At 54.1% G+C, this 20,587-nt stretch carries 15 protein-coding genes; 7 read left to right on the top strand and 8 right to left on the bottom strand.

Features of this window, described 5'->3' with window-relative positions; genetic code table 11:
* Window positions 1–172 precede the first annotated feature (172 nt).
* From M3090_RS10790 to M3090_RS10760, 7 genes are all read right to left on the bottom strand, one after another.
* Complete coding sequence (locus tag M3090_RS10790) at window positions 173–2,710, bottom strand: glycoside hydrolase family 31 protein (protein WP_249056123.1); 2,538 nt, start codon at window positions 2,708–2,710, stop codon at window positions 173–175.
* Between the two features lie 169 nt (window positions 2,711–2,879).
* The gene (locus M3090_RS10785; protein ID WP_249056120.1) at window positions 2,880–3,944 is read right to left on the bottom strand and encodes a family 43 glycosylhydrolase; all 1,065 of its coding nucleotides are present in this window, start codon (window positions 3,942–3,944) and stop codon (window positions 2,880–2,882) included.
* Window positions 3,945–4,109: 165 nt separating this feature from the next.
* Window positions 4,110–4,634, bottom strand: a complete 525-nt coding sequence (locus M3090_RS10780; protein ID WP_249056118.1) for a hypothetical protein — start codon at window positions 4,632–4,634, stop codon at window positions 4,110–4,112.
* Between the two features lie 33 nt (window positions 4,635–4,667).
* Entirely contained in the window at window positions 4,668–5,822 is a 1,155-nt protein-coding gene (locus M3090_RS10775) for a SusE domain-containing protein (protein ID WP_249056116.1), read from the bottom strand.
* A 22-nt stretch (window positions 5,823–5,844) separates the two neighbouring features.
* A complete protein-coding gene (locus M3090_RS10770) occupies window positions 5,845–7,773 on the bottom strand; it encodes a RagB/SusD family nutrient uptake outer membrane protein (protein WP_249056114.1) in 1,929 nt (642 codons plus the stop codon).
* A 23-nt stretch (window positions 7,774–7,796) separates the two neighbouring features.
* A complete protein-coding gene (locus tag M3090_RS10765) occupies window positions 7,797–10,904 on the bottom strand; it encodes a SusC/RagA family TonB-linked outer membrane protein (RefSeq protein WP_249056112.1) in 3,108 nt (1,035 codons plus the stop codon).
* Window positions 10,905–11,105: 201 nt separating this feature from the next.
* On the bottom strand, window positions 11,106–13,880 hold the full coding sequence (locus tag M3090_RS10760; RefSeq protein WP_249056109.1) for an alpha-L-rhamnosidase: 2,775 nt from the start codon (window positions 13,878–13,880) through the stop codon (window positions 11,106–11,108).
* Window positions 13,881–14,148: 268 nt separating this feature from the next.
* Between M3090_RS10760 and M3090_RS10755 the strand changes: the two genes are divergently transcribed.
* The 7 genes from M3090_RS10755 (at window position 14,149) to M3090_RS10725 (ending at window position 19,881) form a co-directional block, all read left to right on the top strand.
* On the top strand, window positions 14,149–14,634 hold the full coding sequence (locus tag M3090_RS10755) for an arginine repressor (protein WP_249056107.1): 486 nt from the start codon (window positions 14,149–14,151) through the stop codon (window positions 14,632–14,634).
* 51 nt (window positions 14,635–14,685) lie between these two features.
* Window positions 14,686–15,243, top strand: coding sequence for a GNAT family N-acetyltransferase (locus M3090_RS10750; RefSeq protein ID WP_249056105.1), 558 nt, complete (start codon window positions 14,686–14,688; stop codon window positions 15,241–15,243).
* Window positions 15,244–15,354: 111 nt separating this feature from the next.
* Window positions 15,355–16,563: an argininosuccinate synthase gene (locus tag M3090_RS10745; RefSeq protein ID WP_249056103.1), complete on the top strand. Its 1,209-nt coding sequence runs from the start codon at window positions 15,355–15,357 to the stop codon at window positions 16,561–16,563.
* A gap of 181 nt (window positions 16,564–16,744) precedes the next feature.
* Entirely contained in the window at window positions 16,745–16,954 is a 210-nt protein-coding gene (locus M3090_RS10740) for a PspC domain-containing protein (RefSeq protein ID WP_249056101.1), read from the top strand.
* A 54-nt stretch (window positions 16,955–17,008) separates the two neighbouring features.
* Window positions 17,009–17,977, top strand: coding sequence for an N-acetyl-gamma-glutamyl-phosphate reductase (gene argC, locus M3090_RS10735; protein ID WP_249056098.1), 969 nt, complete (start codon window positions 17,009–17,011; stop codon window positions 17,975–17,977).
* A gap of 84 nt (window positions 17,978–18,061) precedes the next feature.
* On the top strand, window positions 18,062–18,346 hold the full coding sequence (locus M3090_RS10730; RefSeq protein WP_249056095.1) for a GIY-YIG nuclease family protein: 285 nt from the start codon (window positions 18,062–18,064) through the stop codon (window positions 18,344–18,346).
* Window positions 18,347–18,759: 413 nt separating this feature from the next.
* Window positions 18,760–19,881 carry an aspartate aminotransferase family protein gene (locus M3090_RS10725; protein WP_249056093.1) on the top strand — a complete coding sequence of 374 codons (1,122 nt, stop codon included), beginning with the start codon at window positions 18,760–18,762 and terminating at the stop codon, window positions 19,879–19,881.
* Between the two features lie 210 nt (window positions 19,882–20,091).
* On the opposite strand, the gene M3090_RS10720 is transcribed toward M3090_RS10725, so the two are convergent.
* Entirely contained in the window at window positions 20,092–20,580 is a 489-nt protein-coding gene (locus M3090_RS10720) for a DUF6078 family protein (protein WP_249056091.1), read from the bottom strand.
* Window positions 20,581–20,587: the final 7 nt, after the last annotated feature.

Genomic DNA, 20,587 nt, shown 5'->3' with positions numbered 1-20,587 from the left:
GCATCGGAAGGAGGAAACGTTCCGCATTGGGAGGAGGAAACGTTCCGCATCGTCATTCCGGTCTATTGTTCCTCCCAACCTCGGGCAAAGATACAAAAACAGGGGATTCAGTCCAATGCCTCCTCCCCTGTTCCGTCAGTTTTCTCGTGCTATTCGTGTACGTGTATCGTTATCAGTTCTGCCAGTGGACAGATTTCAGGAACCATTTCGTATGTTCCTCGTTCAATCCCTGGCGTTGGAGCACTTGCGGCAGGTTGCGGAAGCCCGTCCAGAACTCACCGACCCGTTCAGGCATCTGCCCGGGAGCATACATGACGGCCTCACTCAGACTGCCCATCCGCCCGAACTCTTCCTTGAAGATGATGCCGGCATCGCGGTACTTCAAGCCTTCCATGGCACGGGCCATGCGGCGGGTGGCACCCAGCAGGCCGTTCATGTCTGCCGTCTCGGCAGGATAAGTTATCTTGACCACGGTTTCCCGGTCGTTGGGCACTTCGCCCAGGTCGACAACGATGGCGAACTCTTCGCCCGCATAATCATAGTCCACAGCCCGACCATCCATCGTCACGCTCTGCGGAGCCTGAGCAGGCAGGACCTTCACCTGCAACTTGCGGGCCGCCTTCATGCCGTCGAAGCGGCCTTCGCGCCGGCCAACGACGATGGTCTGTTCCCTTCCCGAGCAAGAAGCAGAGAGAGTCGTCGTGGCATAAGCCGAAGCATAGTCTTTGTCGTTGCCATTGTCTTCATACAGTTGGAAAGTATCTGCCGCCGCACCGGGAAATACCGTCACGACTACCGTCTCGTCGTTGCCGCTCAGGTTCATCACCTCGTCGGTGTACATGGGCAGCACGGCACCGGCCTTCACATAGACAGGATATTCGTCAAGAGCAAACGAGCGTTCTACCACTTGTCCGCCCTGCAACAGCGTTCCGGTAGACATCTCATACCACTCACCCTGGGGCAACCAAATCTTCAACGTGGCATATCCATCCTGTCCGGGAGCAGTGATGGGAGCCACCAGCATGTCATCACCGAACATGTATTGGTTACGGAAATCGTACGCCTCGTTGTCTTCGGGATAATCGTAATACATGGGACGGCACAACGACAGGCCTTCGTCATACGCCTTGCGTGCCATCGTATAGATGTAAGGTGCCATCTCGTAACGCTGACGAATGGTCCGGGTGATGATGCGGCTATGCTCCGTGTCGAACACCCACGGCTCTTTGTTCATCCCCGCATTTTTCTGCGAATGGGTGCGCATGATGGGCGTCAATGCGCCGAACTGCATCCAACGCACATACAGTTCCGGGTCGATGTGGTTGCCGATGTGTCCGCCGATGTCATGCCCCCAATAGCCGTAGAGCACGTTCGAGGCCGTTGAGTTGAAATACGGCTGATAGTCCAGCGATTTCCACGTGGCCGTGGCATCGCCCGAAAAGCCAATCTGATAGCGGTGGTTGCCCAGGCCGCCCCAACGGTGGTAGATAAGGGGGCGTGTGTCGCGTGTCCGTTCCATCTGGCTGAAGAACGCGTAGTTAATCCACCACGTATTGTTCAGATTCTTCATCTTCGAGTCGAAGAGGTCTTGCTGCCAGTCGAGCCACCAGAAGTCCACCCCGTCTTTCTCCATCGGCGTCAGCACATCTTTGAAGATATTGGTCATGAAACGCTTACTGGAGTTGACCCAAGGCACAGTCTGTTTGCTGGCCGGGTCGATGCCCATATCCTTGGCCAACAGGGGGTATTGCTCATCATACGAGGCCACGCCGTCAGCAGGATGCAGGTTCAGTGTAATCTTCAGGCCATTGTCTTTCAAATAGCCCAAGAAACCTGCGGGATTGGGGAAGAGGTCGCGATTCCATGTCCAGCCCGTCCAGCCGCCTTTGCCCGGCTCCGTATAATGCCAGTCCATATCCACCACCAATACATCCAACGGGATACGGTAAGACTGGAAATTCTTTACCAACTCACGGAACTCGCGGTCGGAATACATCCAATAGCGTGACCACCAGTATCCGAAAACAAAGCGCGGCGGCAGGGGCACTTGTCCGGCAAAAAGCGTATAGTCCTTCAGCGCAGCCTTATAATCGTGCCCATAAGCCATGAAATACCAGTCTTGCCCACCGTTATCGGGACGTTGCTTCACCCATTCCCAGTCGGCATCTCCATCGAAAAGCAATCCCTTCGAATCGTCGATAAGCGTCCAGCCATCTTTAGCCAACAGGCCGTCTTCCAATTGTAGTTTCTCACCGGGTTTAGAGTCTCTCACATATCCCTGCGTCTGCACGTCGCCGTCAAACCCGTCCAACGTGCGGAAGGTTCCCTTCAAATTCTCCGTCTGCTTCATGCCAGGCTTCCAACTGAAAGGCCGTGTACCTTTGGCGGACACGATACTGAGATTCTCGGCCGAAAAAGCGCCGCTGCCTTTCTTGTAACGCATCACCATTTTCGCCGTGGCTATTTCCACCCAACGGCCACGCGTCTTCAGTTTGTAGTCCACAGCCGGATATTGGCGGTTGACGACAATAAATGATTTATCGTCGACAAATTGGCCGTCGGGAGCATATTCCATGCGAATAACGCCGTCGGAGATAACAGTGAAGCGCACATTCGCGTCTTCGTAAGCAATGTTCTTCTGCAAGTTTTGCGCATCCAGGCAACCACAAAATGCCAAGAAGCACAGCAGAGAGATAAGTATCTTTTTCATGTTGTTAATTTATAAGTTGACAAGGGGACAAGTTAACGAGTCAACGAGGTCTTGTTGTAGTTGAAAAAAGGACAAGTTAACGAGTCAACCAGGTCTTGTGTAGTTGAAAAGGGATAAGTCCTGTCCTTGTAGCCTCGTTAACTTGTCTCCTCGTCAACTAAATTCCCATTTATTTATTATTAAACACCGGTGCTTCTGCTTTCACAGCCGGACCATTGCCCAATACATAAGGCCAGCCGTCTTCATCCCAATAGAGGCGGTCGAGGCAGATGACGCGGCCTTGGTCGACACCAGCTACATAAGCATGGTAGATTATCCAATCATTGCCGGCATCGTCCTGCACGATTTCAGCATTGTGACCCGTGCCCACAAAGTCTTCATTCTTCAAGATGACCACTTCGTGATTGCGGCCTTCGAGCATGCTTTTGCCTTCGGCATTGACGTAGGGGCCGAAAAGGCTGGTGGAGCGGGCTACGACCGTAGTATAAGTACTGTTCAGGCCATCGCAGCAAGTGCCTGTCGAGCAGAACAGGTAGTAGTAATCACCACGCTTCAAGATGTAGGGTGCCTCGTAAGAATCGGTACCTTCCGAGCCCCAGGCCACCTGGAACTTGTTGGCTTTGGCCTGTTCGATGCCGCCGGCCAGAGCGAGGCCGTCTTCGGTGAGTTCTACCCCCCAGATGCCCCACCAGCTACCCCAGAAGAGGTACTTCTTGCCGTTGTCTTCGATGTAGAAGGGGTCGATGCTGTTGTGCACGTCTATTTCATTGCTGCGGAACATTTTGCCCAAGTCGGTGAAAGGCCCCGTCGGCGTGTCGGCCACAGCTACGCCAATACCGCACGTTGCACCTCCGCCCCACTTCGACATGGCGTAGTAAAGCACGTATTTGCCGTTGATGTAATTAATATCCGGGGCCCATATGCCGGCATCGGGTTCCCAAGCGGGTTTGTCTTCTTCCGTAAAAGCGGTGCCCAGGAACTCCCAGTTCACCAAGTCTTTAGAGCGGTCGAAATAGCAGTTTCCGCCCGTGTTGTAAAGGTAGAAGTAGCCGTCGTCAGCCTTGATGACCGTGGGGTCGGGCGTGTCAGGGCCAATGACGGGGTTGGTGTAATAAGTCTTGGTGTCGGCCAGGGGTTCTTGCACTGCCCCGCCTTTGTTGTCGTTGTCGCTGCATCCGGCGGCCATGAAAGTGAAGAGGCTGGCGGCTGCCAATTGTCCTATGGATAGTAACATGGGTTTCATTGTTTTTCTGTTTATCTGTAAAAAATGGTTGTTATCAAATGGACGGCACAGGCATCCGGTCCGGCCGAACCACCCGGTTAGGGATGGCCGAACCACCCGGTTAGGGGTGGAGAAGCTACCAGGTTAGGGGCGGCCGAACGCCTGCACCTGTTGTTTTTACTCAACGCCCGGACCTACCGTGACATGGATGGTTGAACAGTATGAAGGCAGCCCGTCGGCAGTAAGGACAGACGTACCGTCGGCATTGGTTCCGGCCAGATAGAGGTAAAGCGTGCTCTTCGAGTCGGCCTGGAACAAACCAAGTTCTTGCAAATAGTTCAGGATGTCGCGGTTGTTTATTTGCAATTCGCGCACACCGTTATAAGTCAGGATGCTTTGGTCGGTTATCTCGATGCCTTCTGGCACTGCGCCCGTGTTGTCCGGGTCGGCCTCATCAGGGCTGACGTTGCTGACGGTGATGTGCCACGTCACGCCGTCCAAATCGAGCCAGCGGTAGATGAAGGCATAACCGTCCACGTTCTCCGTCGCAATTTGCACATAATACTCTTCCGCTTCTACCGTAATTTCCGGATTGCGCGGCTGAGGGGTCCCCTCGTGTTCCACGTCGCCACACGCCGTCCAAGTCAGGAGCAAGGCAGCGAACGCCATCAGTTTAAATAAAGTTGTTTGTATCTTCTTCATTTCATTGGTATTTTCAAGGATTACTACTCTTGTTTATTCGGCAGACACCATGTCAATGGTCATCTGGCTCAGGTCGATGACGACGGTGTACATGCCATCGACGTTGGAGAACCATTTCAGGTCACCGCCGTCGCCTTGGCTACGTGCGGGCAGGAATGTGTGTTCCTCCATCGGGTCGGCACCGTTGAACGGAGCGAAGAAGCAGACATCGTTCCATCCGCCGCTGGCCGTGGCAAAAATCTTGAAGGAATGTTCGCCGTTGGAAGAAGAGAACTCGCCCGTAAACTTCCAGATTTCCGGATAAGCCAAATCATCATTCGTAAAGGCGCCGTTGGCATAAGCCGTCGGCATATCGTAACCGATGGATGGTACGGCGTCACCCACCAGCCACATGCCATCGGCCGGCAAGTCATAAATCTTCGGAATGACGCGCACGGTCAGAGCGTTCAGGTCGACGATGATGTCGTAAGCACCGGTCAGCGTGTTCTCAAACGGAGAAGCTGCACTCTCGTCCACGGCATATGCCAGCGTATTATCGTCTTCACCCCTCACGTAAGCCGGGTAAGATTCCTCCGAACTGGTGGCGAAGAAATAAGAGCAGGGAACCAAGTTCTCCACCGTCGTACGGTAAATACCCGTACCCGTCCGTACCTCTGCCATGCGCATTGTGCTGACAGCACCGGCCTCGTCCGTCATAGTCAAGTAAAGAGCTTCGAGATTCTTCGCATAACCCGTCACGTCCAGACGCGTAGTAGAAAGTTCCGGTTTCATATATTGCGTATCGCAGTTCACTTGTGCAATAACTTCGGCTTCGATGGTTGTCACGTCACCGGGCGTTATGTTCCATTCGGCCAAAATGTCGTTCAATTGCAGGTGCGTGAAACTAATGCTACGTTCGCCGGCAGGAATTTCAAATGTTTCACTCACATTGGTAGTCTGTTCCACCATCCACATGCGAAACAGGTAGGTGATGGACGTACCCTCGCCACGGTTGGTGGCTTCGTTCCACGTGAAGGTGACAGCCGTCTCTGCCTCCTGAGGCTTCGTCAACACAATGTCGGTAGACGAGGCAGTCAGAAACATCTGGTCGGCAGGAACCTCCAGTGTATAGTATTCTTGTTCTTCGTTGCAGCTTGCCATCCCCAGCAACAGGCATAGCAACCCTGTATATTTCAATATTGTCTTCATAATCTCGATTCGTTCTTAAAGGTTAATTCCAGAAAGGAGCCTGAACCAAGTTCGGGTTCTTGTTAATCTCGTCGATGTAAACAGGCATCCAATAGTAACATTGCCTCCACGTACGGGTCTGGTAAACGGTACGCTTGTAAAAGTCTTCTTCGGTTCTGGCGCTATAATCCATACCATAATCTTCACCGCACATTTCAGGCAGATAATCATTCGGGTCATACGGATTATCACCCTGGGCAACAGTTCTCCAGCGGCGGATGTCCATCCAGCGTGAACCTTCGCAACAAAGTTCCACACGACGCTCCATACGGATGACTTTGCGCACAGCCTCTTTCGTGTCATCCACGTGGATGTATTTCTCATCACTCACAGACACCCCGTCGGTTGTGTATTGGCGCACACCGGCACGTTCGCGAATACGATTCACGTATTCCAGTGCCTCGCGGCGATGTGTATTGTCATCATACGCTTCGTTCAAAGCCTCGGCATAGTCCAAATAGACAGAAGCCAAGCGGTAGAGGAAGGCTTGACGCCAAGGGAAGTTTCCATCGCGTTTGTTATCTTCCGGATGTACTTTCTTACGCACCAAATAGCCGTTTTGCGGAGCATCATGCGTGTAGTCATTGTCCTTACCTCCATTCAAGAAGTCATACTTACGACCGGCCAGGTCATACCAAGAACCATTGTAGCTGACGGTAGTATAGAAGCGAGGCTCACGGTTACAATACATATTATAAGTATGTGTGTCGGTGATCTCACCTTCTACGCCTGTACCATATTTCCAAGCCGTGTTACGAGTTTCCTTTTCCGTAGAGAATCCTTCTTCTACATAGCCCGAATTAGGATCGTCAATGGGCAAGCCGTTCTTCATAAAGAAAGCATCTACCAAGCCTTGGTATACACCCAGGCCACCGCCACCACCGAATTCTTTCGTAATGACTTTAGTAGAATAGAACTCGAAATTTCCGTCATTATTGTTCTTGGTATAAGGGAACAATATTTCTCGGTTACCGTCCTGGAAAGAAGTAAACCAGACTTCCGTAGCCGACAAGAAGGGGTCGATGGTTCCATCATCATTGTACACCTTAAATAATTCGTAGCCGGCACCTTCAGCCTCATCTATCAACATCTTGCAAGCTTCGGCTGCACGCACCCACTTGTTGGGGTCATAAGTCGTGCTGAACAAGTTTTCGCCTTCCCGGTTCTTATGGCTGGCATACCACTCATTGCCGTTGACCAAGGGGCTGGCAGCAAAAAGCAGCATCTTGGCACGGATGGTCAGTGCCATAACAGAAGTAATTCGTCCATATTTCTCATTGGTCTGCCATACGGGAGGTAACTGCTGGGCGGCAGCCAGCATTTCTTTATCGCAATAGTCGACCACTTCATCGAATGGACGTTGTCCCACCATCAACTCGGTCAGGTCGAAATCAGTCGGAGCGATGTAGTCAGGCTTGAAGGGAATGGGACCGTAGGTTTCGGCCAACTGCCACCAGTAATAAGCAGCCAGGAAGCGGGCTTCGGCCTTCATGTAGTTCACCTCTTCTTCCGACAGGTCGTCTGAAGGCAGAGCGTGTACACGTTCTATAAAAATATAAGCCTCACGAATCTTTTGCGGCATGCGTTGCCACAGATTTCCACCCCACTTCGTGTTGGGCGTCCACGTACCGCCATTAACCATCTTAGTCAAATCGCTGAACTCCCACTGATACCAACGATAAGAAGGTGTCAAGTCGTCGGCAAAGATTTCCCAACTTTCGCCAACCAACCAACCTCTACTCGGATTGGGAATACCATCGTAGATATTAGCCAACCAAGATTCTACATTTCTCTTATTCTCAAACACCATGTCGATAGTGATTTCCGTGTCCGGTTCTTTGTCCAAGTAAGAACAAGACGAAAACGGCAGACACGCCAACAGTCCCATGGCGATGTATTTATTCAGTTTCATTTGTTGTCCGTTTTTAATGTTGATTAGAAATTCAAGTTAACGCCTACCATGAACGAGCGCATGGTCGGATACTTCAGACCTGTATTAGAATCCAATTCCGGATCCCACATGTCAAACGGCGAGAAGCAGAACAAGTTGTTTCCGCTCAAGTAGATACGGATGCCCTTCGAGCAAATCTTGTCGGTGATTTCCTTGGGCAAGGTATAACCGATTTCCAAGGTCTTCAAGCGCAAGAAGCTCATGTTCTTCTTCCACCACGTAGAAGCACGATAGTTGTTCTGATTGGATGTCTCGGAGAGACGGGGCCAGAATACGTCTTGCGAAGGATTGTCTTCCGTCCAGCGATCCAAGTAATTACTGTAAACATTGCCTTGAACACCTTGTCCGCTACCCGGAATGAAATATTGTGTATTACCGATGACGCGCCACGTATCGCCTACTCCTTGGAAGAAGAAGTTTAAGTCCCAATTCTTATAACTAACGTTACCACCGAAACCATAGACAATACGGGGATCGACTGTACCACCAATGTAACCTTCGTCGGCATCGGTGATGACACCGTCACCGTTCATATCCTTGTACTTGATATCACCCGGACGAACCGTAGCAGATCCGACATCTTGTGTCGGGATACCAAACTTCAGGTTACCATTGGCATCGAAGTCGTCTTCTGTAAACAATCTTTCAGCCTGCAAGCCCCAAAGGGTATTAAGCGAACGCCCCGTCATAGCACGGTAAGTACCTTTCACACTAGCCGGTTCGTCACGTTCTTCCACACGGTTGATAGCATAGGTAAAGTTTGCATAGAAACCCACATACCAGTCTTTGTTGAGCTGTTTATTGAAGTTTAACGAGAACTCGGTGCCACGATTGGTCACTTCTCCGTAGTTTGCCCACGGATTGGTCAGGAAACCGGTCTGTGTAGGAATGGTAGCACGTTGCATGAAGATGTCAGTACGTCTTTCCTTGAAGATATCCACTTGCAAATTCAGTGCATCCCACAGCCCCACTTCAAAGCCTAAATTCATCTTGAGAGCAGTTTCCCACGTCAGGTTTTCTACGCCAACCTCACCTTCCGCAATACCTGTACGGCCAATCTGACCTGTTTCACCCCAGTTGTAGCTGTCTGCATTTGTATTCAGCGTCGTGATATAAGCAAAGCGACGGTTCCCACCAATGTTGTCATTACCAACCTTACCGATAGAGCCTCTGATTTTCAGTTTGCTCAACGTACCTCTGAAGCGTTCCATGAAAGGCTCTTCTGAAATCAACCATCCCAAAGCGATGGAGGGGAAGAAGCCAAAACGCTGACCTTTGGCGAAGTTCTCGGAACCATTGTAACCGAAGTTGAACTCACTGATATAACGGCGGTCGAAAGTGTAAGACAGACGTCCGGCAATACCCTGTTTGCGGTAGGGCTGGATGCCACCGTCGTCGTAACTCTGCTGATTGTAAAGGAAGAGAGCGTCCACATCATGCTTGCCACCGAAAGTACGATTATAGGTCAATGTTCCTTCGAAATACACGCGTGTGTTACCATACTCACCTCCACTGCTGTGGCCTAAAGCTTCATCACCGTAAGACAGGATGGTATGCAACAAGTTGCCCTCCACATCGCGCCCCGTGGCTACGTTATAAAAAGTAGGTTGCATACCACGTTCCATCGTGCTCTTGTTCCAACGGTCGAACGAGAAGGTAATCTTGGCCTTCAAGCCCGGCGTCAGCATTTTCAAGTTCTGCTCGACTGCGAACAAAGACTGGATTTGCGACTGGGTCTCTGTCTCATAACCACGCTGCGTAACATTCGCCCAAGGATTCTCACGGTTGGTTACCACAGGAATAGCACCATCACTGTAACGGATGGGGTGAACATGAGGCGGCGTCATAAAGGCTTGTTCAAAGGCCTGCTCCGTAGAATAGTTTTGTTTGCGTAAGGTCTGCAAATAGCCACCGACATTAACGCGCAAGGTAGTAGTTTTGGTCACATCAAGGTCAACATTGGCGCGAAGATTGTAACGCGTCAACTTTGTACCAGTATCGTAAGGTAAATCCTGGTCAGTCTCCATGATACCTTTTTCACCGAAGTACGAACCCACCAACGAATAGCGCAGGAAATCCGAACCGCCGGACACATCGATATTGGCACGGGTAGAGTACGCATAATCTTTCGTTATGGCATCCATCCAATCGACATCCGGATAGAGGTCGCGGTCATAGCCGATGCGCGTACGATAGATTTGTTCATCGGTGAAAGGACGACGCGAGGGGTCGGCCAAGTCGTTAAGCAACTGCATGTAGTCGGCGGCTCCGATGAACTCAGGCAATTTGGTTGGCTCGGTAATGGAGTGCTCCACGCGGAAATTCACCTGCGGGGCACCGATTTTACCACGCTTCGTGTTAATGACGATGACACCGTTGGCACCGCGCACACCGTACATGGCGCTGGCAGATGCGTCTTTCAGCACCGAGAAAGACTCGATTTCCGCCGGGTCGATGTTGTTCAGGTCGCGTTCGATACCGTCGACCAACACCAAAGGATTCTGATTGCCCGAGAAGGAGGCGATGCCTCGAATCCAGAAATTGGACGAATCATAACCCGGTTCACCCGAACGCTGCACAGCGATGACGCCCGCCAACTGTCCTGCCAGATTGTTAGACAACGAGCGCGTCGACCCCGTCTGCAAGCGGGCAGGTTCGAGGGTTTCCACCGAACCGATAACCGACATACGCTTCTGGCTGCCGTAACCCGTTACTACTACTTCATCGAGGGTTTCCACATCTTCTTCAAGCACGACATTGAAGTTGATGTTGTTGCCCACCACAATGCGTTGTGACTTGAAGCCCACATAACTGATAATAATAGCAGATTCTTCACTCGGCACTTTCATGTAGAAGTGTCCATCGATATCGGTCACAACGCCAGTCGCTGCGTTTTGTCCTTCGACAACGATGTTTACTCCGGGAAGCGGAAACTTCTCCTTGTCCATGACTGTACCACTGATTTGGATACTACCCCGCGCCTGATCCGGTACATTCACCGTGGCGGGAGCTTCTGCATAAGCCGGCGGCAAAGCGAGTGCGCCAGCTCCGTAGCATAGAAAACAAACAATTAAAACTTTCTTTAGATTCATGATAAAAAATTTAAGAACCTACATTAATTTGACTCGGCAAAAGTAACATAACCGCCTCTGCGTCTATGCAAAAAATTGGTCAAAAAATAACAGTTTTTGTTCTTAGAAAGTTAATTGCCTGTTTCTCAGAAGCATTTTTTCTTTTTTTTAATAGTTTTCTTTCATTTTACTACCTTTTTCACGCACAATTTGTGGTATTCCTTAGCGTTTTTTATAGGAAATTTTCAGCCGATAGTGTCCCGAAGGGAAGGTGAAAACAGCATATCCGTGCTCCGTCCGAAGGAAAACCCCGCCTGCTTTTTCCACCTGACGACGGTCGGCATCGGCCAGATTTCCGTCTTCCAGAGGAATGTAGACGAAGGCGGAGGTATTGCACGGAATCTGTATCTCCCAATGGAAGTATCCGTTCTCCACCCGCCAAGAACTGACGATACGTCCGTGTACCGATTCATAAGAAGCGTTTACGTAGTCCAGCCCCGGCGTAAGGTAGGGCTTCAGTTGCAAGCGTTCGAAACCGACGTACCCCGGCGCATTGCCTATGCCGCCCAAGTAATGGTAGGCCCAGAGCATGAGATCGCCCAACAACATCACATGGTTACCGGAGTTCATGGAGGGATCGGCCGTGTTTCCGTTCCACAATTCCCAGATGGTGGTGGCCCCGTTGCGAGCCATGTAGCCCCAACTGGGGTAAGTATCGTTGGTGGCGATACGCCACGCCAGGTCAGTACGCCCGTAGTCCGAAAGGCCGCGCATCAAATGCTGGCCGCCTACGACGCCTGTACTGATATGGCTTTGCCAATCGTTTTCAGTCTTTTGGACAATGTGGCCGAAGACTTGACGCTCATATCCTTCGGGCACCATGCCGAAGCGCAGGGGAAGGATGTTGGCCGTAACGGTGTTGTTGTCGTAACAACCTTGTTCGGGGTGGAAGAAGGTGCGGTTGAAAGCGGCCTTAACCTGCCCGGCCTGAGCCGCAAAGGCAACAGAATCGGCCGATTGTCCCAACAAGCCGGCATTGCGCGCCATCAAGCACGACAAATGATAGTAGAAAGCGGTACCGATAAGGGTGCCGTCGGTGATGCGGGTCGAGTCTTGCGAATGTATCAGTTCCTGACGTTCGGGCGGCAGACACCAGTCGCCGTAGGTATCGCGGGGCATCAGGCCGTCTTTCAGGTAGCCATCGCGCATGTAGTCCATCCACTTCTTCATGGAGGAGTAGTGGCGGTGCAGGGGGCGGAGGTCGCCGTATTGGTGGTAGAGCATCTGCGCCACGGTGAAGTAGGCGGCGGGCCAACTGACGTCATCGTTGTAGACATCCCAATAGCTGGGGGAAACATCGCTGATGCTGCCGTTGTCGCGCTGGGCATCGCGGATGTCGTCCAGCCACTTGGCGTAGAGCAGGTGGTTGTCGAAGAAATAGGCTTCGCCCAAGGAGCCGGTAACGCGGTCGCCCAACCAACCCATCCGCTCGTCGCGCTGCGGACAGTCGAGGGGCAAGCCCTTGTAGTTGCCTGCTATGCTCCACCAGGCGTTGCGGCAGATTTGGTTGAACAGTGTATCCGAGGTTTCGATGTGTCCGGTAGTGGGCATTTCGTCGTAGACCATCTCTCCTTCGAAGTCTGCGGGTTCGGGCGGGGTACGGAAGCCTTGCAGCTCGACGTAGCGGAAGCCGTGGTAGGTGAACGTGGGCCGCCAGGTTTCTTCTTCGGCTCCTTTGGCTATGTAGACATCGCAAGGACGGGCCGAGCGCAGGTTGTCCGTGTAGAGCGAACCGTCGGGACGGAGCGTCTCGGCAAAGCGCATACGCAGGGTGTCACCTGCCTGCGTGCCTTTCAGGCGGGCACGTACCCAGCCGGTCATGTTCTGCCCCATGTCCATGACGTAGACGCCGGGACGCAACGGGCGGATGCTGAGGGGTCGGAGGGTGGCTTGCACCTTCATGAGCGGACTGAACTGGTAGGCCAGTTGCCCGCCCGAAGGGGCATTGACCGGCCGGGCTGCCTCCCAGGAGGAATCGTCGAACCCTGACCGCGTCCAGCCAGACATCTCGCGGCGGGCGTCATAGACCTCGCCGTCAAACTCGCTGTTGGCGCGGATGGGGCCGTCGACGGTGCACTTCCAACTGGTGTCCGACACGATGGTCTCGCGCCTTCCGTCTTCGTACACCAGCTCCAGTTGTGCCAGCATCGTAGGCAGGCCGTAACCATCGCCCCGGTTCTGGATGCGCTCTTTCACGAAAGGGCCGTTGCCCACCAACACGCCCAAGGTGTTCCAACCTTTGCAGAGGTGGCGGGTCACGTCATACACATTATAATATAGTTTCTTCTCGTATTCAGTGGAGGCGGGAGCCAACTCGTAGTTCCCTGTCTTCCGGCCGTTCACCCAAGCTTCGTACAGTCCTTGCCCGCAGACGAAGAGAGTGGCCTGGCGGACCGGTCCGTCGAGGGTGAAAGTCTTGCGGAAATGACGGGCGGGCACGTGGCTCATGCGGTCATCGCCGGGGAAGCTTCCGCCCAGCCAATGTGCTTTCCACGACAGGGGAGCCATCATGCCGGTGACCCACGTGGCGGGCACGCTCCAGGCCGAGCGTCCGCGATTGGTACGCACCTGAACCTTCCAATAGCACTTCATGCCGCCTTCCAGCGGGCGTCCGCCGTAGGGGATGTAGAGTGTCTGCGAGGAACGGACTTCGCCCGAATCCCACAAGTCGCCCACGTCGTCGGACAAATTGCGGAGTGACGAAGCTACCAGGATGCGGTAAGATTGTTGGGAAACATCATTGCGGTCGGAGGCCAGTTGCCAACTCAACATAGGGGCAGGATTGTCTATCCCCACCGGATTGACGCGCATTTCCGTTTTCAAGGAAACGACATGCACTCCCCGGGCACATGCCGGAAGCATGCCAAAGATGATGACTGCGAAAGTCATCCAAAGCAGTTTGCCTTTCATGGTTCTGTCTGTGGGTTTGTGTTTCATAATCTAACAACGAAGCAAATATAGATAGATTTCTTGAAGCATGCAAGCTTTCGGCACAGATTGTTTGCAAACGCCGAAACAAAAGCCCGGCTCTTGTGCGGAAGAAGCGTGCTTCTTGTCCGGAAGGAGCAAAGCCGCCGTGCACCCCTTCCTCCGGCCTGTCCCGGCAGAAAGAACGTTAAAATTGCATACAGCCGACAAAAACGCGGGCAATGTTTGCATATTCTTCCAATAATAACTACTTTTGCAGCGCAAATAAGGAATATTTATGCAGAACAACAAGAAAAAAGCCGACAGGCAGGATGCTATCAAGATGCTTATCTCGAGCCAGGAAATCGGCTCGCAGGAAGAGCTGCTGCAAGCACTGGCACAGGAAGGCTTCGAGCTGACGCAGGCCACCCTGTCGCGCGACTTGAAGCAACTGAAAGTGGCCAAAGCGGCCAACGTGTACGGCCGCTACGTCTACGTGCTGCCCAACGACATCCTGTACAAGCGCCCGAGCCACCAGACGGCCGCAGAGATGATGCAGAGCAACGGCTTCATCTCCTTGCAATTCTCGCACAACATCGCCGTCGTACGCACACGGCCGGGCTATGCCAGCAGCATCGCCTACGACATCGACAACCGCGACTGCCCCGCCATCCTCGGGACCATCGCGGGCGACGACACCATCATGCTGGTGCTGGCCGAGCAGGTGACACACGGCGAGATAAGGCAATTCCTGGCCGGCGTCATCCCCAACCTGAGGGACTGACCGGACTGACAACAAGAATAGGACAAACATAAGATTTAGCAAAATAAAGAAATGGACGTAATGCAGATTGACGTGATGGTGGCAGATGCCTCACACGAAGTTTATGTAGATACAATTCTGGACACCATCAGAGAGGCGGCCAAAAAACGCGGCACCGGCATCGCCGAACGCACACACGAGTATTTAGCAACCAAGATGAAAGAAGGCAAGGCCATCATCGCCCTGAACGGCGACGAGTTTGCCGGCTTCACCTACATAGAGAGCTGGGGAAACAAGCAGTATGTGGCCACGTCGGGCCTCATCGTACACCCCAAGTACCAGGGCATCGGCCTGGCCAAGCGCATCAAGCAGGCGTCGTTCCGGCTGGCACGGCTGCGCTGGCCTTGGGCCAAGATATTCAGCCTGACCAGCGGCGCGGCCGTGATGAAGATGAACACCGAGCTGGGATACGTGCCCGTCACCTTCAACGAGCTGACCGACGACGAGGCATTCTGGAAAGGGTGCGAGGGCTGCATCAACCACGACATTCTGGTGGCCAAAAACCGCAAGTTCTGCATCTGCACGGCCATGCTCTACGACCCCAAGCTGCACGAGGAAGACAAGATTTAATTATAAATTGAGAATTAAAAATTGAAAAATACGTAAGGAGAGCGGGACACCCCCCACCCCAAACAGGCATTATTTCTCAATTCTCAATTCTCAATTCTCAATTCAATAAGTATGGAACAGAAGAAAAAGAAAGTAGTAGTCGCCTTCAGCGGCGGGCTGGACACCTCGTTCACCGTGATGTATCTGGCCAAGGAGAAAGGATATGAAGTACATGCGGCCTGCGCCAACACGGGCGGATTCAGTGCCGAACAGCTCAAGACCAACGAGGAGAACGCCTACAAGCTGGGCGCCACGAAATATGTCACCCTGGACGTGACGCACGAGTATTACGAGAAGAGCCTGAAGTACATGGTCTTCGGCAACGTGCTGCGCAACGGCACCTACCCCATCTCGGTCAGCTCGGAGCGCATCTTCCAGGCACTGGCCATCGCCCGCTATGCCAACGAGATAGGCGCGGACGCCATTGCCCACGGCTCGACAGGCGCGGGCAACGACCAGGTGCGCTTCGACATGACGTTCCTCGTGATGGCACCGGGCGTGGAGATTATCACCCTGACCCGCGACATGGCCCTGAGCCGCCAGGAGGAGATTGACTACCTGAACAAGCACGGCTTTGCCGCCGACTTTGCCAAGCTGAAGTATTCCTATAACGTAGGCATCTGGGGCACGAGCATCTGCGGAGGAGAAATCCTCGACTCGGCACAAGGACTGCCGGAGAGTGCCTACCTGAAGCACTGCACCAAGGAAGGCACGGAACAGTTGAAGCTGACCTTCGAGCAGGGCGAACTGAAGGCCGTGAACGGCGAACGCATCGACGACCCCATCCGGGCCATCCAGAAGGTGGAGGAGATTGGAGCCGCCTATGCCATCGGCCGCGACATGCACGTGGGCGACACCATCATCGGCATCAAGGGACGCGTGGGCTTCGAGGCCGCCGCACCGATGTTGATTATTGGCGCGCACAGGTTCTTGGAGAAGTACACGCTGAGCAAATGGCAGCAGTACTGGAAGGACCAGGTGGCCAACTGGTACGGCATGTTCCTGCACGAGAGCGAATACCTGGAGCCGGTGATGCGCGACATCGAGGCCATGCTCACCTCCAGCCAGCGCAACGTCAACGGCACGGCCATCCTCGAACTGCGCCCCTACGGCTTCCACACCGTGGGCGTGGAGAGCGCGGACGACCTGGTGAAGAACAAGTTCGGCGAATACGGCGAGATGCAGAAGGGCTGGACGGCCGAGGATGCCAAGGGCTTCATCAAGGTGCTCTCAACCCCGCTGCGCGCCTACTACGCCTGCCACCGCGACGAGATGGAGTAAGCCTACACCTGTAAAAGATTCCAAACGGACCGGCAAACCTCCCCACCCGCCCCGGGAGCATCTGTGGAACGGGTGGCGAGGTTGCCGGACACGGACGCCGTTTGTGACTGCCACGGACGCCGTCCGATGGCCGGACGAACCAAGTGTAAACATTTATCAACAACCATAAAAACATCATCACATGAACGAACCAAGGAAACTCCGCCGCTCCATGAACGACCGCAAGGTGGGAGGCGTATGCGCCGGCCTGGCCAAGTTCTTCAGCATCGACTCGACTGTCATGCGGGTAGGCTTCGCTGTGTTCACCGTATTCACCCTCTTCACGGGCATCATCCTCTACCTGGTATTGTGGATGGTCATCCCGTCGGAGAGCTACCAGGACACGCTGTAAGGCCGCACGGCAGCATAATTCTTCATTCATCATTCTTAATTCTTCATTAAACCCATGATAAAGATAGGAATCATCGGCGGGGCCGGCTACACGGCTGGCGAGCTTATCCGCCTGCTCATCAACCACCCGGAGGCAGAGATTGTCTTCATCAACAGCTCCAGCCATGCGGGCAACCGCGTGACCGACGTGCACGAGGGTCTCTATGGCGAAACGGACCTGCGCTTCACCGACCGCCTGCCGCTGGACGAGATAGACTGTCTCTTCTTCTGCACCGCCCACGGCGACACGCGCAAGTTCATCGAAAGCCACAACCTGCCGGAAGGGCTGCGGGTCATCGACCTCTCCATGGACTACCGGCTGAAGGCCGAGGGCAACGACTTCGTCTACGGCCTGCCGGAACTGAACCGCCGCGCCACCTGCACCGCCCTGCACGTGGCCAACCCTGGCTGCTTCGCCACCTGCATCCAACTGGGACTGCTCCCCCTGGCCAAGCACCTGATGCTGAACGACGACATCATGGTGAACGCCATCACGGGCAGCACCGGAGCGGGTGTCAAGCCGGGCGCGACGAGCCACTTCAGTTGGCGCAACAATAACCTGAGCGTCTACAAGGCGTTCGAGCACCAGCACGTGCCGGAGATACGGCAGAGCCTGAAGCAGTTGCAGAACAGCTTCGACTCCAGCATCGACTTCATCCCCTACCGCGGCGACTTCCCCCGGGGCATCTTCGCGACCATCGTGGTGAAGAACAAGTGCAGCATCGAGGAGCTGACGCGCATCTACGAGGAGTATTATGCGGAGGATTCCTTTACCTTCCTCGTTGACAAGAACATCGACCTGAAGCAGGTGGTGAACACGAACAAGTGCCTCCTCCACCTGGAGAAGCACGGGGACAAGTTGCTCATCATCTCCTGCATCGACAATCTGCTGAAGGGTGCCAGCGGCCAGGCCGTTCACAACATGAACCTGATGTTCAACCTGGAGGAGACGGTGGGGCTGAGGCTGAAGCCAAGCGCTTTTTAATGAAGAATGAAGTAAACAATAATTCCCGTTTGCGCTGTCATCCCGAGCGAAGTCGAGGGATCTCACTAACGTAAAGACGTCTGCATGTCATACTGGGTTTACATCATGACCAATGCTTACAGGTATGTTCTCTACATCGGCGTGACCAACAACCTGCCCCGCCGTTATCAAGAGCATCGGAATGGCATGCTGGAAGGCTTTACCAAGAAATACAACTGCCATTGCTTGGTTTATTACGAAGAATACCAACGGATAGAAGATGCCATAGCGCGAGAGAAGCAGTTGAAAAACTGGTCAAGGGCAAAGAAATATGTTCTGATAAGGCGTCTGAACCCGAAGATGGAAGACTTAGGTGCTTTTTTCTTTTGATACAAAGTCCTTCTTGAGATCCCTCGACTGCGCTCGGGATGACAGGACGAACGGGAGGAAAACAATCAGCCCTGTCATGTCGAACGAAGCCGAGACAGCTTACTAACACGACTGAAACTGATGGTGAGATCCCTCGACTACGCTCGGGATGACAGGACGAACGGGAGGAAACCAATCAGCCCTGTCATGTCGAGCGAAGCCGAGACAGCTTACTAACACGACTGAAACTGATGGTGAGATCCCTCGACTACGCTCGGGATGACAGGACGAACGGGAGGAAAACAATCAGCCCTGTCATGTCGAGCGAAGCCGAGACATCTTACTAACACGACTGAAACTGATGGTGAGATCCCTCGGCTGCGCTCGGGATGACAGGACGAACAAGAATCAATTAAAACTAAAATACTAAGACAATGAAACTCTTTGACGTATATCCATTATTCGACATCTGCATCGTGCGGGGCAAAGGTTGCCACGTATGGGACGAAGGGGGCACGGAGTACCTCGACCTTTACGGCGGGCATGCCGTCATTTCCATCGGCCATGCCCATCCGCATTATGTGGAGATGATTAGTAAGCAGGTGGCGCAGTTGGGCTTCTACTCCAACTCGGTCATCAACAAACTGCAGGTGGAGCTGGCCGAGCGGCTGGGTCGGGCCTGCGGATATGACGACTATCAGTTGTTCCTCATCAACTCGGGGGCGGAAGCGAACGAGAATGCGCTGAAGTTGGCCTCGTTCCATAACGGGCGCACCCGGGTGGTGTCGTTCGGAAAGGCGTTCCACGGGCGCACGTCGCTGGCGGTGGAGGTGACGGACAATCCGAAAATCATCGCGCCTATCAATGCCAACGGGCATACGACGTTCTTGCCGCTGAATGATGTGGAGGCCATGCGGACGGAGCTTCGCAAGGGCGATGTCTGCGCCGTCGTCGTGGAGGGAATCCAGGGCGTAGGTGGCATCTGCGTGCCCGACACGGCGTTCATGCAGGCCTTGCGCGAGGAGTGTACGCAGACGGGGACGGTGCTCATCTTGGATGAGATTCAGAGTGGCTACGGGCGGACGGGGCGCTTCTTTGCCCACCAGTGGACGGGGGTGCGGCCGGACATCATCACCGTGGCCAAGGGCATTGGCAACGGGTTCCCGATGGGCGGCGTGCTCATCAGCCCGATGTTCCGGCCTGTCTACGGGCAACTGGGCACGACGTTCGGCGGCAACCACCTGGCGTGCGCGGCGGCGCTGGCGGTGCTGGATGTCATCGAGGGCGAGGGATTGATAGAAAACGCCGGCCGCGTGGGCACGCATCTGCTGGAGGAGCTGAGGAAGCTGCCGCAGATTCGCGAGGTGCGGGGCCGGGGGTTGATGATTGGCCTGGAGTTCGAGCGGCCCATCAAGGAGCTGCGTTCGCGCCTCTTGCACGAGCAGAAGGTGTTTACGGGCGTCAGCGGGACGAACGTCATCCGGCTGCTTCCGCCGCTGTGCCTGTCGATGGAGGAGGCTGACACGTTCCTCGAACGGTTCAGGAAGGTGTTGTAAGACGATTAATAATCAGCACCCTACGACAAAGCCCCGCCGTGCGAGCCATGCACTCCCGGCGGGGCTTCCCGCGTCAGACGGCAAGTGTCCGCACATCACACGCAGGTCGACAACAGTTCCATCCGGCATGGAACTAAGTTCCATCCCGCACGAAACCAAGTTCCATCCGGCACGGAACTCCTCACACCCCGGCACCCACACCGCCTCACCCTACCACTCATACCCCATCTCCACACGGTCGAACACCTGTCCACCCGTCACCCCGTAGCGGGCAAACAAGGCCTCAATCCGCCTCTGCTCGGCAGGCGGCAGGGGCCGCTCGTGGGTCGAAATACGGTTCAGCGTCACCTTCGGATACATCTGGTTCAACGCCCTCACCACCAACCGCCCCTCATTGTAAGGCAGCCGCCCGATGGCATCGCGCACGCCCCAGGCCATGCGGACACGGCGGATGGGCTTGAACCACGCGCACGCCGCGCCGTCGGCAGGCCACACGGCGGGACTGACCACCTCAATCGTCGGCCTCGTGGCCTCCACATGCCGCGCCGCCAACTGCCTCAGACACTCCCCCGCCCGCCGGCACCCGCCGTTGAAGCAATGCACGAAATAGCCCGGAACCTGGCCATAGTCGAAAGTTTCATCCATAAATTCTCGCTTTTTGTGGACAAATATACGCAAATTACCCCATCTTCCTTGCATTATCATC

Origin of the sequence: Bacteroides sp. ET71, from assembly GCF_023336905.1 — a bacterium.
GTDB lineage: Bacteria > Bacteroidota > Bacteroidia > Bacteroidales > Bacteroidaceae > Bacteroides.
The sequence above is the reverse complement of the archived record's forward strand: the minus strand, read 5'-3'. Positions and strand labels throughout refer to the sequence as shown.

Excerpts from the sequence above, each read along its gene's own strand:
- M3090_RS10755 (WP_249056107.1), top strand. The coding sequence starts at position 14,149 with ATGCAGAACAACAAGAAAAAAGCCGACAGGCAGGATGCTATCAAGATG.
- M3090_RS10770 (WP_249056114.1), bottom strand. The coding sequence starts at position 7,773 with ATGAAACTGAATAAATACATCGCCATGGGACTGTTGGCGTGTCTGCCG.
- M3090_RS10720 (WP_249056091.1), bottom strand. The coding sequence starts at position 20,580 with ATGCAAGGAAGATGGGGTAATTTGCGTATATTTGTCCACAAAAAGCGA.
- M3090_RS10780 (WP_249056118.1), bottom strand. The coding sequence starts at position 4,634 with ATGAAGAAGATACAAACAACTTTATTTAAACTGATGGCGTTCGCTGCC.
- M3090_RS10765 (WP_249056112.1), bottom strand. The coding sequence starts at position 10,904 with ATGAATCTAAAGAAAGTTTTAATTGTTTGTTTTCTATGCTACGGAGCT.
- M3090_RS10750 (WP_249056105.1), top strand. The coding sequence starts at position 14,686 with ATGGACGTAATGCAGATTGACGTGATGGTGGCAGATGCCTCACACGAA.
- M3090_RS10760 (WP_249056109.1), bottom strand. The coding sequence starts at position 13,880 with ATGAAACACAAACCCACAGACAGAACCATGAAAGGCAAACTGCTTTGG.
- M3090_RS10785 (WP_249056120.1), bottom strand. The coding sequence starts at position 3,944 with ATGTTACTATCCATAGGACAATTGGCAGCCGCCAGCCTCTTCACTTTC.
- M3090_RS10775 (WP_249056116.1), bottom strand. The coding sequence starts at position 5,822 with ATGAAGACAATATTGAAATATACAGGGTTGCTATGCCTGTTGCTGGGG.
- M3090_RS10745 (WP_249056103.1), top strand. The coding sequence starts at position 15,355 with ATGGAACAGAAGAAAAAGAAAGTAGTAGTCGCCTTCAGCGGCGGGCTG.
- M3090_RS10790 (WP_249056123.1), bottom strand. The coding sequence starts at position 2,710 with ATGAAAAAGATACTTATCTCTCTGCTGTGCTTCTTGGCATTTTGTGGT.
- M3090_RS10725 (WP_249056093.1), top strand. The coding sequence starts at position 18,760 with ATGAAACTCTTTGACGTATATCCATTATTCGACATCTGCATCGTGCGG.
- argC (WP_249056098.1), top strand. The coding sequence starts at position 17,009 with ATGATAAAGATAGGAATCATCGGCGGGGCCGGCTACACGGCTGGCGAG.
- M3090_RS10730 (WP_249056095.1), top strand. The coding sequence starts at position 18,062 with ATGTCATACTGGGTTTACATCATGACCAATGCTTACAGGTATGTTCTC.
- M3090_RS10740 (WP_249056101.1), top strand. The coding sequence starts at position 16,745 with ATGAACGAACCAAGGAAACTCCGCCGCTCCATGAACGACCGCAAGGTG.